Below are 14,448 nucleotides of genomic sequence, written 5' to 3' on the forward strand. Positions count from 1 at the left end.
GTAAAATTATTGATGAGCACTGGCGGACAAGCACAAATAGGGAACGTTGACTTAGTCAAACAACTTAACGGCGCGGCAGTTTACCGCCTGATCGACCAGCAGGGCCCGATCTCGCGCATTCAGATTGCCGAACTCAGCCAGCTCGCCCCCGCCAGCGTCACCAAAATTACTCGCCAGCTGCTGGAGCGCGGGCTGATCAAAGAAGTCGATCAGCAGGCCTCCACCGGCGGCCGCCGCGCGATCTCCATCGTGTCGGAAACCCGTCATTTCCATACCGTCGCGGTGCGTCTCGGCCGCCACGACGCCACCATCACCCTGTATGACATGAGCGGCAAGTCGCTCAGCGAAGAACACTATCCGCTGCCGGAACGCACTCAAGAAACGCTGGAGAATGCGCTGTTCGCCGCCATCGCCCAATTCATCGACGCTAACCAGCGCCGCCTGCGCGAGCTGATCGCCATCGCGGTGATCCTGCCCGGCCTGGTGGATCCGGCGCTGGGCGTGGTGCGCTACATGCCGCACATCAGCGTCAGCAATTGGGCGCTGGTGGACAACCTGCAGCAGCGCTTTAACGTCACCAGCTTCGTCGGCCACGACATCCGCAGCCTGGCGCTGGCGGAGCACTACTTCGGCGCCACCCGCGACTGCGAAGACTCGATTCTGGTGCGCCTGCATCGCGGCACCGGCGCCGGCATCATCGTCAACGGGCAGATTTTTCTCGGCAACAACGGCAACGTCGGCGAGATCGGCCATATCCAGATCGATCCGCTGGGGGAACGCTGCCACTGCGGCAACTTCGGCTGCCTGGAAACCGTGGCCGCCAACGCCGCGATCGAACAGCGCGTGCGCCAGCTGCTGAGCCAGGGCTATCCGAGCAAACTGACGCTGGAAGACTGCGGCATCAACGCCATCTGCAAGGCCGCCAACCGCGGCGATCTGCTGGCCAGCGAAGTGATCGAACACGTAGGCCGCTATCTGGGCAAAGCGGTGGCCATCGCCATCAACCTGTTCAATCCGCAGAAGGTGGTGATCGCCGGTGAGATCACCGAAGCGGACAAGGTGCTGCTGCCGGCGATCCAGAGCTGCATCAATACCCAGGTGCTGAAGGACTTCCGCAAAAATCTGCCGGTGGTGACCTCCGAACTCAATCATCGCTCGGCGATCGGCGCTTTCGCCCTGGCCAAACGCGCGATGCTCAACGGCGTGCTCTTGCAGCGATTGCTGGAAAGCTGATCCGCCGCTTCTGGCAGGCGTGTTATCGTCACCCTTCGCCTGCCGTAATCATGAGAAACAGCAACAAATGAAAATCAAAAACGTTATATGCGATATCGACGGCGTGCTGCTGCATGACAATACGCCGGTTCCCGGCGCCGACCTGTTCCTGGCGCGCATCCAGGAACAAGGCATGCCGCTGGTGGTGCTGACCAACTACCCATCACAGACCGCACAGGATCTGGCGAACCGCTTCGCCGCCGCCGGGCTGGAAGTGCCGGAGAGCGCGTTCTACACCTCGGCGATGGCCACCGCCGATTTCCTGCGCCGTCAGGAAGGCAAAAAAGCCTATGTGGTCGGCGAAGGCGCCCTGATCCATGAGCTGTACAAAGCCGGTTTCACCATCACCGACATCAACCCGGACTTCGTGATCGTCGGTGAAACCCGCTCTTACAACTGGGACATGATGCATAAAGCCGCCTACTTCGTGAGCAACGGCGCGCGCTTTATCGCCACCAACCCGGATAGTCACGGCCACGGCTTCTCGCCGGCCTGCGGCGCGCTGTGCGCCCCCATCGAGAAGATCACCGGCCGCAAGCCGTTTTACGTCGGCAAGCCCAGCCCGTGGATCATTCGCGCCGCACTGAACAAAATGCAGGCGCACTCGGAAGAGACGGTGATCGTCGGCGATAACCTGCGCACCGACATTCTGGCGGGCTTCCAGGCCGGCCTGGAAACCGTGCTGGTGCTGTCCGGCGTCTCCACGCTGAGCGACATCGAAACCATGCCGTTCCGCCCGAGCTACGTCTACCCTTCCGTCGCCGATATCACCATCTTCTGATGCGGCCATGGCGGCCGCCCGGCCGCCATTATTTCCTTCTCCCTCAGCGTCAGTTTGAATTTAATTCGTTCATGGCCGTAAAAGGTTTCAGCCTGCCTGCGTTAAAAATCCTCATTATAACGTTACGCCCCGCCAATAGCTGATATTGCCGGCGAGCGAAAAACCCTTACCCCTAATTAATGAGGCTACCATGAGCACAAATAACACGATTAATGCCGTCGCCGCCGATGACGCGGCCATTATGCCGTCTATCGCCAATAAAAAGATCCTGATGGGTTTCTGGCACAACTGGGCCGCCGGCGCCAGTGACGGCTATCAGCAGGGCCAGTTCACCAATATGAACCTGACCGACATTCCCGCCGAGTACAACGTGGTGGCCGTCGCCTTTATGAAAGGCCAGGGCATCCCGACCTTCAAGCCTTACAACCTGTCCGATGCCGAGTTCCGCCGCCAGGTGGGCGTGCTGAACAGCCAGGGCCGCGCGGTGCTGATCTCCCTCGGCGGCGCAGACGCGCATATCGAGCTGAAAACCGGCGACGAAGACAAGCTGAAAGACGAGATTATTCGCCTGGTGGAAGTCTATGGCTTCGACGGCCTGGATATCGATCTGGAGCAGGCGGCGATCGGCGCCGCCAATAATAAAACCGTCTTGCCTGCGGCGCTGAAAAAAGTAAAAGACCATTACGCCGCCCAGGGGAAAAACTTTATTATCAGCATGGCGCCGGAATTCCCGTATTTACGCACCAACGGCACCTACCTGGATTATATTAACGCCCTCGAAGGCTATTACGACTTTATCGCGCCGCAATATTATAACCAGGGCGGCGACGGTATTTGGGTGGATGAACTCAATGCCTGGATCACGCAGAATAACGACGCCATGAAAGAGGACTTCCTCTACTACCTGACGGAAAGCCTGGTTACCGGCACCCGCGGCTATGCGAAGATCCCGGCGGCGAAATTCGTCATCGGCCTGCCGAGCAACAACGATGCCGCCGCCACCGGCTACGTGGTCAACAAACAGGCGGTGTATAACGCTTTCTCGCGTCTCGACGCCAAAAACCTGTCGATCAAGGGCCTGATGACCTGGTCAATCAACTGGGATAACGGCAAGAGCAAAGCCGGCGTCGCCTACAATTGGGAGTTCAAAACCCGCTATGCGCCGCTGATTCAGGGCGGCGTCACCCCGCCGCCGGGAAAGCCTAATGCGCCGACGGCGCTGACGGTCGCCGAGCTGGGCGCCACCTCGCTGAAACTGAGCTGGGCCGCCGCCACCGGCGCCTCACCGATCGCCAGCTACACCGTCTACCGCAACGGCAACCCGATCGGCCAAACCGCCGGTCTGTCGCTGGCCGACAGCGGTCTGACGCCGGCAACCCAGTACAGCTACTTCGTTACCGCGACCGACACCCTGGGCAATACCTCCCTGCCGAGCAGCGCGCTGGCGGTCAAAACCGCCAATGACGGTACGCCGCCCGATCCGGGCGCGCCCGAGTGGCAGAACAACCACAGCTACAAAGCCGGCGACGTCGTGAGTTATAAAGGCAAGAAATACACCTGTATTCAGGCGCACACCTCCAATGCCGGCTGGACGCCGGATGCCGCGTTCACCCTCTGGCAGCTCATCGCCTAATCGCTAATCGATTGCCGGTCAAACTGGCCGGCAATCCCGCCATCACGCTAAAAATTGCATAATCGATAATTTTTCACGCCGATAACTGAAAATCCGTTAAAAACCTCAGCTCCGCAAACAACTATTTCTCAGCGCATGGCTAAAACGCTTGCATCCTCTGCAGCTTTTGGCGCATTTTCATAACCACAGCGCAGCAAAATCGCGTTATCGCTGATAAATCGGCAATGCTGCCCATAACAGTAAAAACAACATCACAGTCATAAAAGCCCGTTAGGAGAGTTGTATGTGTTCTATTTTCGGTGTGCTCGATCTGAAGTCCGATCCCGTTGAACTGCGTAAGAAAGCGCTGGAGCTGTCACGTCTGATGCGCCACCGCGGCCCGGATTGGTCCGGCGTTTACGCCAGCGACAAAGCCATTCTGGCTCACGAACGCCTGTCGATCGTCGACGTCAACAACGGCGCTCAACCGCTGTACAACGCTGCGCACACCCACGTTCTGGCGGTCAACGGCGAAATTTACAACCATCAGGCACTGCGCCAACAGCTGAGCGACCGCTATGCCTTCCAGACCGGCTCCGACTGTGAAGTGATCCTGGCGCTGTATCAGGAGAAAGGACCGGAGTTCCTCGACGATCTGCAAGGCATGTTCGCCTTTGCCCTGTATGACACCGAAAAAGACGCCTACCTGATCGGCCGCGATCACCTGGGCATCATCCCGCTGTATATGGGCCATGACGAACACGGCAACCTGTACGTTGCCTCGGAAATGAAAGCGCTCGTGCCGGTGTGCCGCACCATCAAGGAATTCCCAGCCGGCAGCTACCTGTGGAGCCAGGACGGCCAGATCCGCGAATACTATCGCCGCGACTGGTTCGATTACGACAGCGTCAAGGACAACGTGACCGACGCCGCCGCCCTGCGCACCGCGCTGGAAGAGTCGGTGAAAAGCCACCTGATGTCCGACGTGCCTTACGGCGTGCTGCTCTCGGGCGGGCTGGATTCTTCGGTCATTTCGGCGATCACCAAGAAGTACGCCGCACGCCGCGTGGAAGATCAGGAACGCAGCGAAGCCTGGTGGCCGCAGTTGCACTCCTTCGCCGTCGGGCTGGAAGGCTCGCCGGATCTGCGCGCCGCGCAGGAGGTGGCCAACCATCTGGGCACCGTGCACCATGAGATCCACTTCACCGTGCAGGAAGGGCTGGACGCCATCCGCGACGTGATTTACCACATCGAAACCTATGACGTCACCACCATCCGCGCGTCGACGCCGATGTACCTGATGTCGCGCAAAATCAAGGCGATGGGCATCAAGATGGTGCTTTCCGGCGAAGGCGCGGACGAAGTGTTCGGCGGCTACCTGTACTTCCATAAGGCGCCGGACGCCCGCGAATTCCACGAAGAGACCGTACGCAAACTGCTGGCGCTGCACATGTTCGACTGCGCGCGCGCCAACAAGGCGATGTCCGCCTGGGGCGTCGAAGCCCGCGTGCCGTTCCTGGACAAGAAATTCCTCGACGTGGCAATGCGCATCAACCCGAAAGATAAAATGTGCGGCAACGGCAAAATGGAAAAACACATCGTTCGCGAATGTTTCGAGTCCTATTTGCCCGCCAGCGTGGCCTGGCGCCAGAAAGAGCAGTTCTCTGACGGCGTCGGCTACAGCTGGATCGACACGCTAAAAGAGGTGGCTGCGCAGCAAATTAGCGATCAACAGCTCGAAACCGCGCGTTTCCGCTTCCCGTACAACACGCCGACGTCGAAAGAAGGCTACCTGTACCGCGAAATCTTCGAGGAGCTGTTCCCGCTGCCGAGCGCCGCCGAATGCGTGCCGGGCGGCCCATCCGTCGCCTGCTCGTCCGCCAAGGCCATCGAGTGGGATGAATCGTTCAAGAAGATGGACGATCCTTCCGGCCGCGCCGTCGGCGTGCACCAGGCCGCCTATAAATAATCGTGCGGCATTTTCCCCGAGGCGGGCCTTTTGGCCCGCCTTTTTGTTGCCTTTTCCGCCCGCCAACTGCCTGAATTGCCGATTTTATCGCCATAATGTTCACAACCCAGACAAACGGCGCTTCCGGGCGCTTTTTCGGGAAAAAACTTGTTGACGCAAATCGGTCATATACGCATAATGCGCCCCGCAACGCCGATGAAGGCAAAGCAAAAAAAGAGGGCTACGTAGCTCAGCTGGTTAGAGCACATCACTCATAATGATGGGGTCACAGGTTCGAATCCCGTCGTAGCCACCATCTCTTTTTTGTATTTGCGGGAGTGGCGAAATTGGTAGACGCACCAGATTTAGGTTCTGGCGCCGCAAGGTGTGCGAGTTCAAGTCTCGCCTCCCGCACCATTTCTCTTCATCGTCGGCGCAGTATGTTGATGGGGTATCGCCAAGCGGTAAGGCACCGGTTTTTGATACCGGCATTCCCTGGTTCGAATCCAGGTACCCCAGCCATATTCTTTCGGGAACGGGGTTTCAACATAAGATTTGTTTGCAGGTGGGGTATCGCCAAGCGGTAAGGCACCGGTTTTTGATACCGGCATTCCCTGGTTCGAATCCAGGTACCCCAGCCATAACAAACTGTTTGCAAATCAAAGAAGTAAAAAGTAACATCGGCTACGTAGCTCAGCTGGTTAGAGCACATCACTCATAATGATGGGGTCACAGGTTCAAATCCCGTCGTAGCCACCATAATTGGGGTGTCGCCAAGCGGTAAGGCTCTGGTTTCTGATACCAGCATACCCAGGTTCGAATCCTGGCACCCCAGCCATATTTAGAAAAGCCCGCTTCGGCGGGCTTTTTGCTGTCTGCCGTTCAGCCAACCTTAAATAGGCCCAGCCACCGCTGAGCCCTGTCGGTTACAATCCCAAGGCGTACTTCAACGCATGCTCTTTCAGCTTGCCCGCCCGCTGCGCGGCCATCAGCGCCAGATTGCGCGCCACGGTCAGCGGCGCCAGGTTATTGCTGAAGGCGGTATAGAACAGATCCATGCCGCTCTGCATCAGCAGATTGTCGGTACGGCGGCGGCGTTGATAGCGCAGCAGCACCGCCTCGCCGCTCCAGTCTTCTCCCTGCTCCCGCGCCTCGCTCAGCACATTCAGCAAGGCATCCACATCGCGATACCCCAGATTGACGCCCTGCCCGGCCAGCGGATTGATGGTATGCGCCGCATCGCCCAGCAGCGCCAGACCCGGCAGCACGTAGCGCTGCGCATGACGGCGCGTCAACGGGAACGATCCGGCGGCGTGCACCTTGACCGGGCCCAGTCGCGCCGGAAAAGCGGCGGCGATCTCACGCTCCAGCTGCGCCGGCGGCATCGCCTGCAGTTGGCGAATGCGCTGCGGGCTGTCATACCACACCAGCGACGCCCAGCTGTCGTACAGCGGCAGGAAAGCGCGCGGCCCTGACGGGAAGAAGCGCTGCCAGGTCACATCCTGCTGCGGCGCGCCGGTATCGACGGTGATCAACATGCACGCCTGACGATACTGCCAGCCGTTGGTGCCGATCGCCGCCAGCTTGCGCACCTGCGAGTTGGCGCCGTCGGCGCCGACAACCAGCCGCGCCTGCAGCGTTTCGCCGCTGTCCAGCGTCAGTTGCCAGGCCTTGTCCGCCCGCTGCAGCGATTGCAGCCTGGCGGGGCACAGCAGCGTCAAATTGGCGCACTGTGCGAACTGCTGCCACAGCGCCAGCTGCAAAATGCGGTTTTCCACCATAAAGCCCAACTCCGGCAGCCCCAGAGATAGCGCATCGAACGCCACGCGCGACGACGCCCATTCCCAGGTCTCCAGCCGGCGATATGGCGCCGTGCGCATCGCCGTCACGGCGGGCCAGGCGCCGAGCTGTTTCAGCAGCCCCACCGAGGTGCAGCCGATAGCGGAAATGCGCAGGTCCGGCGGGCTTTGCGCCTCGAACGCCTGCGGCGCCTGATGTTCCAGCAACGCCACCGACCAGCCCGCCTGCGCCAGGCCCAGAGCCGCCGCCGCGCCGACCATGCCGCCGCCCACCACCACCGCGTCGTACCGATTTTGAGATGTCTTCATATTGGCTATGTTTTCTATGTGAATGCTCGCCATCCCACCCGACATGGCGTTTTGCGCAGTGTACCGGATTTTCGCTTCGGCTTCAGGTTGCGTGCCATTTTCCCCCGCGCTGGTCACAACGGCGGCAAATGATTACAATACGCGCCCTGCATGTCGCGTAACGCAACTTTCGCTCCGCACTGAGTAATGGCAAGTCAATGACGAAAAAACTACATATCAAAACCTGGGGCTGCCAGATGAATGAGTACGATTCATCGAAAATGGCCGACCTGTTGAACAGCACGCACGGCTTCGAGTGGACCGACAACGCCGAGGAAGCGGACGTGTTGTTGCTGAATACCTGCTCGATCCGTGAAAAAGCGCAGGAAAAAGTTTTCGCCATGCTGGGGCGCTGGCGCTTGCTGAAAGAGAAGAACCCGTCTGTCATCATCGGCGTCGGCGGTTGCGTGGCCTCGCAAGAAGGCGAACTGATCCGCAGCCGCGCGCCTTGCGTCGACGTGGTATTCGGCCCGCAGACCCTGCACCGCCTGCCGGAAATGATCAACCACGTTCAGGGCACCCGCAGCCCGGTGGTCGATATCAGTTTCCCTGAGATCGAAAAGTTCGACCGCCTGCCGGAGCCGCGCGCCGAAGGCCCGACCGCGTTCGTGTCGATCATGGAAGGCTGCAACAAATACTGCACTTTCTGCGTGGTGCCATACACCCGCGGCGAGGAAGTGAGCCGCCCGAGCGACGACGTGCTGTTCGAAATCGCCCAACTGGCGGCGCAGGGCGTGCGCGAAGTCAACCTGCTCGGCCAAAACGTCAACGCGTACCGCGGCGCCACGCATGACGGCGATATCTGCTCGTTCGCCGAACTGCTGCGCCTGGTGGCCGCCATCGACGGCATCGATCGCATTCGCTTCACCACCAGCCACCCTATCGAGTTCACCGACGACATCATCGCGGTGTACGAAGACACGCCGGAGCTGGTCAGCTTCCTGCACCTGCCGGTGCAGAGCGGTTCGGATCGCATCCTGACCATGATGAAACGCGCCCATACCGCGCTGGAGTATAAGGCGATTATCCGCAAGCTGCGCAAGGCGCGCCCGAACATCCAGCTCAGCTCCGACTTCATCGTCGGTTTCCCGGGCGAGAGCCAGGCCGACTTCGAACAAACCATGAACCTGATCGCCGACATCAACTTCGACGTCAGCTTCAGCTTCATCTATTCGTCGCGCCCCGGTACGCCGGCGGCGGACATGGTTGACGACGTCAGCGAAGAAGAGAAAAAACAGCGGCTGTATATTCTGCAGGATCGCATCAACCAGCAGGCGCTGCAGTTCAGCCGCCGCATGCTCGGCACCGTCCAGCGCATTCTGGTGGAAGGAACCTCGCGCAGAAGCGTGATGGAGCTGGCCGGGCGCACGGAGTGCAACCGTGTGGTAAACTTCGAAGGCACACCCGACATGATCGGCCAGTTTGTCGACGTGGAAATTACCGAGGTGCTGACCAACACCCTGCGTGGCGCAGTGGTGCGCACCGAACAGCAGATGGATCTGCGCGTACATGAATCCCCGCAGTCGGTGATCGCCCGTACCCGCAAAGAAAACGCGCTGGGCGTCGGCATTTACCAGCCCTGACGCCGCGGCGGCCCGCCTTATCGCCGCCCGTTCGCGCTACTCCTTACCGTTTCTCCGCCGGGCGTCCGCGCCCGGTGATGTTCTTTTTTTATTTTTTATTGTTGAAGAGGCGACATAACATGCAACTCCCACACTGCCCGAAGTGCAACTCCGAATACACCTACCAGGACAATGCCCTGTTCATCTGCCCTGAGTGCGCCCACGAGTGGAGCGACAGCGCCCCGGCGGAAGATCAGGACGCGCTGATCGTCAAAGACGCCAACGGCAACCTGCTGGCGGACGGCGACGCGGTCACCGTGATCAAGGACCTGAAGGTTAAAGGCAGCTCCTCGATGCTGAAGATCGGCACCAAGGTGAAAAACATTCGTCTGGTGGAAGGCGACCACAACATCGACTGCAAAATCGACGGCTTCGGCCCGATGAAACTGAAATCCGAGTTCGTGAAAAAGAACTGATTCTCGGCGGCCTTGTCCTGTGATGACGCGGCGGGCTTTGCGCCCCGCCGCGTTTTTTCCTTATCTTCCCTTGAATTCCGCCGACGGCGCACAGATAGATCAGCGGTAAACTTGCGCCGTTGCGGCGCACCATGAATAATTCAAGAAAGAGAGTATTCAGGCTCGCCCTGAACGCGCGCGTCCCGGACGCGCTATGTGACATCAACCAGGCCCGATGTGACCTAGAGGAATAGTTTGAACGTCGCAACACAAGAAATTATGTTGGAGCCCGCAGACAACAAGCGTTTGCTCAGCCTGTGCGGCCCGTTTGATGACAACATCAAGCAACTCGAGCGCCGATTGGGCATCGAAATCAATCGTCGCGACAACCGCTTCAAGCTGGTCGGCAAAAACCTGTGCGTGGTCGCCGCCGCCGATATCCTGCGCCATCTGTACGTGGATACCGCGCCGATTCGCGGTGTGATCCCGGATATCGATCCGGAGCAAATCCATCTGGCTATCAAAGAGAGCCGGGTGCTGGAACAGGTGGCGGACAGCGTGCCGGATTACGGCAAGGCGGTCACCATCAAAACCAAGCGCGGCATGGTGAAACCGCGCACGCCTAACCAGGCGCAGTACATCGCCAACATTCTCGATCACGACATCACCTTCGGCATCGGCCCGGCCGGTACCGGCAAAACCTACCTGGCGGTCGCCGCCGCGGTGGATGCGCTGGAACGCCAGGAAATTCGCCGCATTCTGCTGACCCGTCCCGCGGTCGAAGCCGGCGAAAAGCTGGGCTTCCTGCCGGGCGATCTGAGCCAGAAGGTTGATCCTTATCTGCGCCCGCTGTACGACGCCCTGTTCGAAATGCTGGGCTTCGAGCGCGTGGAGAAGCTCATTGAGCGCAACGTGATCGAAGTCGCGCCGCTGGCCTATATGCGCGGCCGTACGCTGAACGATGCCTTTATCATTCTGGATGAGAGCCAGAACACCACCATCGAGCAGATGAAGATGTTCCTGACGCGCATCGGCTTCAACTCTAAGGCGGTCATCACCGGCGACGTCACCCAGATCGACCTGCCGCGCAACCAGAAATCCGGCCTGCGCCACGCGGTGGAAGTGCTGTCGGACGTGGAAGAACTGAGCTTCAACTTCTTCCACAGCGAAGACGTGGTGCGCCACCCGGTGGTGGCCCGCGTGGTCATCGCTTATGAGGCCTGGGAAGCGGCCGAACAGAAACGCAAAGACGCAATTGCCGAACAACGTAAGCGCGAGGCGCTCGCCGCCTCCGAGCAGGAGACACCATGAGTCAGGTGATTTTGGATTTGCAGATTGCCTGTGAAAGCAGCGACGGCCTGCCGGATGAGGCCACCTTCCAACGCTGGCTGGAAGGCGTGCTGCCGCAATTTCAGGAAGAGGCCGAGGTCACCGTGCGTCTGGTGGACGAAGCGGAAAGCCACGAGCTGAACCTGACCTATCGCGGCAAAGACAAGCCGACCAACGTGCTCTCTTTCCCGTTCGAGGCCCCGCCGGGCATCGAGCTGCCGCTGCTCGGCGATCTGATCATCTGCCGCCAGGTGGTTGAACAGGAAGCGATTGAGCAAGGCAAGGCGCTGGAGGCCCACTGGGCGCATATGGTTGTCCACGGCAGCCTTCATCTGCTAGGGTATGACCACATCGAAGACGATGAAGCCGAAGAAATGGAGTCTTTGGAAACCGAAATCATGCACGGACTGGGCTACCCTGATCCGTACCTGGCGGAAAAAGACCCCGTCTGACGTCAGCCGTTTACCTTACAGCCCCTAACGGGGCTGTCGCTGACGCCCCTTAACTCTGACATGAGTGACAGTAACGAAAACGCCATGAGCGACGACCATTCACAAAGCAATGACAGCCCCAGTCCCAAGAAGGGGTTCTTTACTCTTATCCTTAACCAGCTGTTCCACGGCGAGCCCAAAAACCGTGGCGATCTGGTCGAGCTGATCCGTGATTCCGAACAAAACGACCTGATCGATCCCGATACCCGCGACATGCTGGAAGGCGTGATGGATATCGCCGAACAGCGCGTGCGCGACATCATGATCCCCCGCTCCCAGATGGTGACGCTCAAGCGCAACCAGACGCTGGAAGAGTGCCTGGACGTGATTATCGACTCCGCCCACTCGCGCTTCCCGGTGATCAGCGAAGACAAAGATCACATCGAAGGCATCCTGATGGCCAAGGATCTGCTGCCGTTCATGCGCGCAGACTCCGAGCCTTTCAGCATCGACAAAGTGCTGCGCACCGCGGTGGTGGTGCCGGAAAGCAAGCGCGTCGACCGGATGTTGAAAGAGTTCCGCTCCCAGCGCTACCACATGGCGATTGTCATTGACGAATTCGGCGGCGTGTCCGGCCTGGTCACCATCGAAGACATTCTGGAACTGATCGTCGGCGAGATCGAAGACGAATACGACGACGAAGACGATCTGGATATCCGCCAGCTCAGCCGCCACATGTACACCGTACGCGCGCTGGCACCGATCGAAGACTTCAACGAAGCCTTCGGCACCCATTTCAGCGACGACGAGGTCGATACCATCGGCGGTTTGGTGATGCAAGCCTTCGGCCATCTGCCTGCGCGCGGGGAAACCATTGAAATCGAAGGTTACCTATTTAAAGTTGCCATGGCAGACAGTCGACGTATCATCCAGGTTCATGTAAAAATTCCGGACGACTCTCCACCACCGAAACTGGAAGATTAAATCCAACATGGCTAAAGCCTCATTACTTGAACGCCAGTGGGTTCGCGCCCTGCTGGCGCTGTTGTCAGGTGCCGGCGGGACGCTGGCGTTCTCGCCCTACGATTTCTGGCCCGCGGCCATTGTCTCCCTGTTCGGCCTGCTGGCCGTTACCCTCAATCGCACCACCAAACAGTCCGCCCTGCTCGGCTTTGTCTGGGGCTTCGGGTTGTTCGGCAGCGGGATCAACTGGGTGTATGTCAGCATCGCCGATTTCGGCGGCATGCCCTTCGCCGTCAACGTCTTCCTGGTGGCGCTGCTCGCCGCTTACCTGTCGCTGTATACCGGGCTGTTCGCCGGGCTGCTGACCCGCCTGTGGCCGGCGACCCGCTGGTGGCGGCTGGCCATCGCCGCGCCGGCGCTGTGGCAGGTCACGGAATTCCTGCGCGGCTGGGTGCTGACCGGCTTCCCATGGCTGCAGTTCGGCTATAGCCAGATCAACGGCCCGCTGAAAGGCATCGCGCCGCTGCTGGGCGTCGACGCCATCACCTTTGTGCTGATGGCCATCGCCGGCCTGCTGGTGTACGCCGTCAATCAGCGCCGCCTCTCGGCGGCGGTGATCGCCGCCGCGCTGCTGCTGTTGCCATGGCCGCTGCGCCAGCTGCAGTGGTTTACTCCGCAGACGGATAAAGCGGTGAATGTCGCCATGGTGCAAGGCAACATCGCTCAATCGATGAAATGGGATCCGAAAGCGCTGGTCAGCACGCTGCAAACCTATCTGGACGAAACCCGTCCCTACATGGGCAAGGCGCCAATCGTTATCTGGCCGGAATCCGCCATCCCGGATTATGAAGCCAATCAGAACGGCTTCCTGACGATGATGGACGACCTGATGCGGGCGAAGAACAGCAGCCTCATCACCGGCATCGTCGACGTGCGCGCCACGCCGCAGGGCCAGCAAATCTACAACAGCGCCATCGTGCTCGGTGAACCGACGCCGTACAGGTACCCGGCCAACGATCGCTACAACAAGCACCACCTGGTGCCGTTCGGCGAGTTCGTGCCGCTGGAGACGCTGCTGCGGCCGCTGGCGCCGTTCTTCGACCTGCCGATGTCCTCCTTCAGCCGCGGCGACTACGTACAACCGCAGCTCAGCGTACGCGGCTACAACCTGACGGCAGCCATTTGCTACGAAATCGTGTTGGGCCAGCAGGTGCGCGATAACTTCCGCCCGGACACCAACTTCCTGCTGACCATCTCCAACGACGCCTGGTTCGGCCACTCCATCGGCCCATGGCAGCACTTCCAGATGGCGCGCATGCGGGCGCTGGAACTGGGCCGGCCGCTGCTGCGCAGCACCAACAACGGCGTCACCGCCGCGGTGGACGCGAACGGCGACGTGATCGCCGAGATCCCGCAGTTCACTCGTCAGGTGCTTGAAGTGAAGGTCACACCGACCACCGGCGTCACGCCTTACGCGCGTTTCGGCGCCGCACCGCTGTGGGTGATCACCCTGTTGCTGGGCGGTTGGGCGCTGATGTTGGGCCTGCGCCGCAAATAGTCCTCTTCGCCGGGGCGCGCCCGCCGCGCCCCGCGTTTCCGTAAACGTTCCCCCACCTCGGTCAGAAAACGTCGTTAAATCAACGCGGCTGGCACACTCCTTGCTTTATCTAAGGTGACATCGCACGTCGGTTAACTTTCGCTGACGTTTTGTCGCACCCGTGCACATTTTGGAGGCGCCGAACGCACCATACAGGTGCGTCGGGGTTTGGTTGCATTGATTTGGTGCGCGCGGCGTCTCAAAAAATGAAACATTTTAGTTTCAAGATATTCACAATCGGTTATTTTTTAACGGCTATCCGTTCTAAGACTATCTTTATAACCTGAGCAATAAATAGTCGATTTAAACCTGACGCTCTTTAGTCAGAGCCACCACAACAGCAAAGGAGTT

General features: G+C 59.6%; 11 protein-coding genes and 6 tRNA genes. 16 read left to right on the plus strand and 1 reads right to left on the minus strand.

Going from position 1 to position 14,448, the window contains the following annotated elements; translation table 11 throughout:
• The first annotated feature begins 12 nt into the window (after nucleotides 1–12).
• The 10 genes from H7A77_RS09990 to H7A77_RS10035 all read left to right on the plus strand — a co-directional run bounded on the left by H7A77_RS09990 (nucleotide 13) and on the right by H7A77_RS10035 (nucleotide 6,451).
• Entirely contained in the window at nucleotides 13–1,233 is a 1,221-nt protein-coding gene (locus H7A77_RS09990) for an N-acetylglucosamine repressor (RefSeq protein ID WP_019454064.1), read from the plus strand.
• A gap of 67 nt (nucleotides 1,234–1,300) precedes the next feature.
• Nucleotides 1,301–2,053, plus strand: coding sequence for an HAD-IIA family hydrolase (locus H7A77_RS09995; protein ID WP_004939957.1), 753 nt, complete (start codon nucleotides 1,301–1,303; stop codon nucleotides 2,051–2,053).
• Between the two features lie 190 nt (nucleotides 2,054–2,243).
• A complete protein-coding gene (locus H7A77_RS10000; protein WP_046686571.1) occupies nucleotides 2,244–3,686 on the plus strand; it encodes a glycosyl hydrolase family 18 protein in 1,443 nt (480 codons plus the stop codon).
• Nucleotides 3,687–3,969: 283 nt separating this feature from the next.
• Nucleotides 3,970–5,634 carry an asparagine synthase B gene (gene asnB, locus H7A77_RS10005; protein WP_033642171.1) on the plus strand — a complete coding sequence of 555 codons (1,665 nt, stop codon included), beginning with the start codon at nucleotides 3,970–3,972 and terminating at the stop codon, nucleotides 5,632–5,634.
• Between the two features lie 218 nt (nucleotides 5,635–5,852).
• Nucleotides 5,853–5,929: transfer RNA gene (locus H7A77_RS10010), tRNA-Met, on the plus strand.
• Between the two features lie 16 nt (nucleotides 5,930–5,945).
• A tRNA-Leu gene (locus H7A77_RS10015) sits at nucleotides 5,946–6,030 on the plus strand.
• A gap of 30 nt (nucleotides 6,031–6,060) precedes the next feature.
• Nucleotides 6,061–6,135, plus strand: a tRNA-Gln gene (locus tag H7A77_RS10020).
• Nucleotides 6,136–6,179: 44 nt separating this feature from the next.
• A tRNA-Gln gene (locus H7A77_RS10025) sits at nucleotides 6,180–6,254 on the plus strand.
• A gap of 41 nt (nucleotides 6,255–6,295) precedes the next feature.
• Nucleotides 6,296–6,372: transfer RNA gene (locus tag H7A77_RS10030), tRNA-Met, on the plus strand.
• A gap of 4 nt (nucleotides 6,373–6,376) precedes the next feature.
• Nucleotides 6,377–6,451, plus strand: a tRNA-Gln gene (locus tag H7A77_RS10035).
• Nucleotides 6,452–6,539: 88 nt separating this feature from the next.
• Here H7A77_RS10035 and ubiF read toward each other — a convergent pair.
• Nucleotides 6,540–7,721, minus strand: a complete 1,182-nt coding sequence (ubiF, locus tag H7A77_RS10040; RefSeq protein WP_089191295.1) for a 3-demethoxyubiquinol 3-hydroxylase — start codon at nucleotides 7,719–7,721, stop codon at nucleotides 6,540–6,542.
• A 197-nt stretch (nucleotides 7,722–7,918) separates the two neighbouring features.
• On the opposite strand from ubiF, the gene miaB reads away from it, so the two are divergent.
• From miaB to lnt, 6 genes are all read left to right on the plus strand, one after another.
• Complete coding sequence (gene miaB / locus H7A77_RS10045; protein ID WP_089191294.1) at nucleotides 7,919–9,343, plus strand: tRNA (N6-isopentenyl adenosine(37)-C2)-methylthiotransferase MiaB; 1,425 nt, start codon at nucleotides 7,919–7,921, stop codon at nucleotides 9,341–9,343.
• A gap of 119 nt (nucleotides 9,344–9,462) precedes the next feature.
• On the plus strand, nucleotides 9,463–9,798 hold the full coding sequence (locus H7A77_RS10050; RefSeq protein WP_004939967.1) for a zinc ribbon domain-containing protein YjdM: 336 nt from the start codon (nucleotides 9,463–9,465) through the stop codon (nucleotides 9,796–9,798).
• Nucleotides 9,799–10,056: 258 nt separating this feature from the next.
• Nucleotides 10,057–11,088: a PhoH family protein gene (locus H7A77_RS10055; RefSeq protein ID WP_170853105.1), complete on the plus strand. Its 1,032-nt coding sequence runs from the start codon at nucleotides 10,057–10,059 to the stop codon at nucleotides 11,086–11,088.
• Nucleotides 11,085–11,558: an rRNA maturation RNase YbeY gene (ybeY, locus tag H7A77_RS10060; protein WP_004939970.1), complete on the plus strand. Its 474-nt coding sequence runs from the start codon at nucleotides 11,085–11,087 to the stop codon at nucleotides 11,556–11,558. Before H7A77_RS10055 ends, ybeY begins: the two co-directional genes overlap by 4 nt.
• 84 nt (nucleotides 11,559–11,642) lie before the next feature.
• A complete protein-coding gene (gene corC / locus H7A77_RS10065; RefSeq protein ID WP_004939973.1) occupies nucleotides 11,643–12,521 on the plus strand; it encodes a CNNM family magnesium/cobalt transport protein CorC in 879 nt (292 codons plus the stop codon).
• 7 nt (nucleotides 12,522–12,528) lie between these two features.
• Entirely contained in the window at nucleotides 12,529–14,058 is a 1,530-nt protein-coding gene (gene lnt / locus H7A77_RS10070) for an apolipoprotein N-acyltransferase (RefSeq protein ID WP_089191293.1), read from the plus strand.
• The last annotated feature ends 390 nt before the right edge of the window (nucleotides 14,059–14,448 follow it).

This window comes from Serratia sp. ME47 (assembly GCF_903970925.1).
Taxonomy (GTDB): domain Bacteria; phylum Pseudomonadota; class Gammaproteobacteria; order Enterobacterales; family Enterobacteriaceae; genus Serratia; species Serratia ureilytica.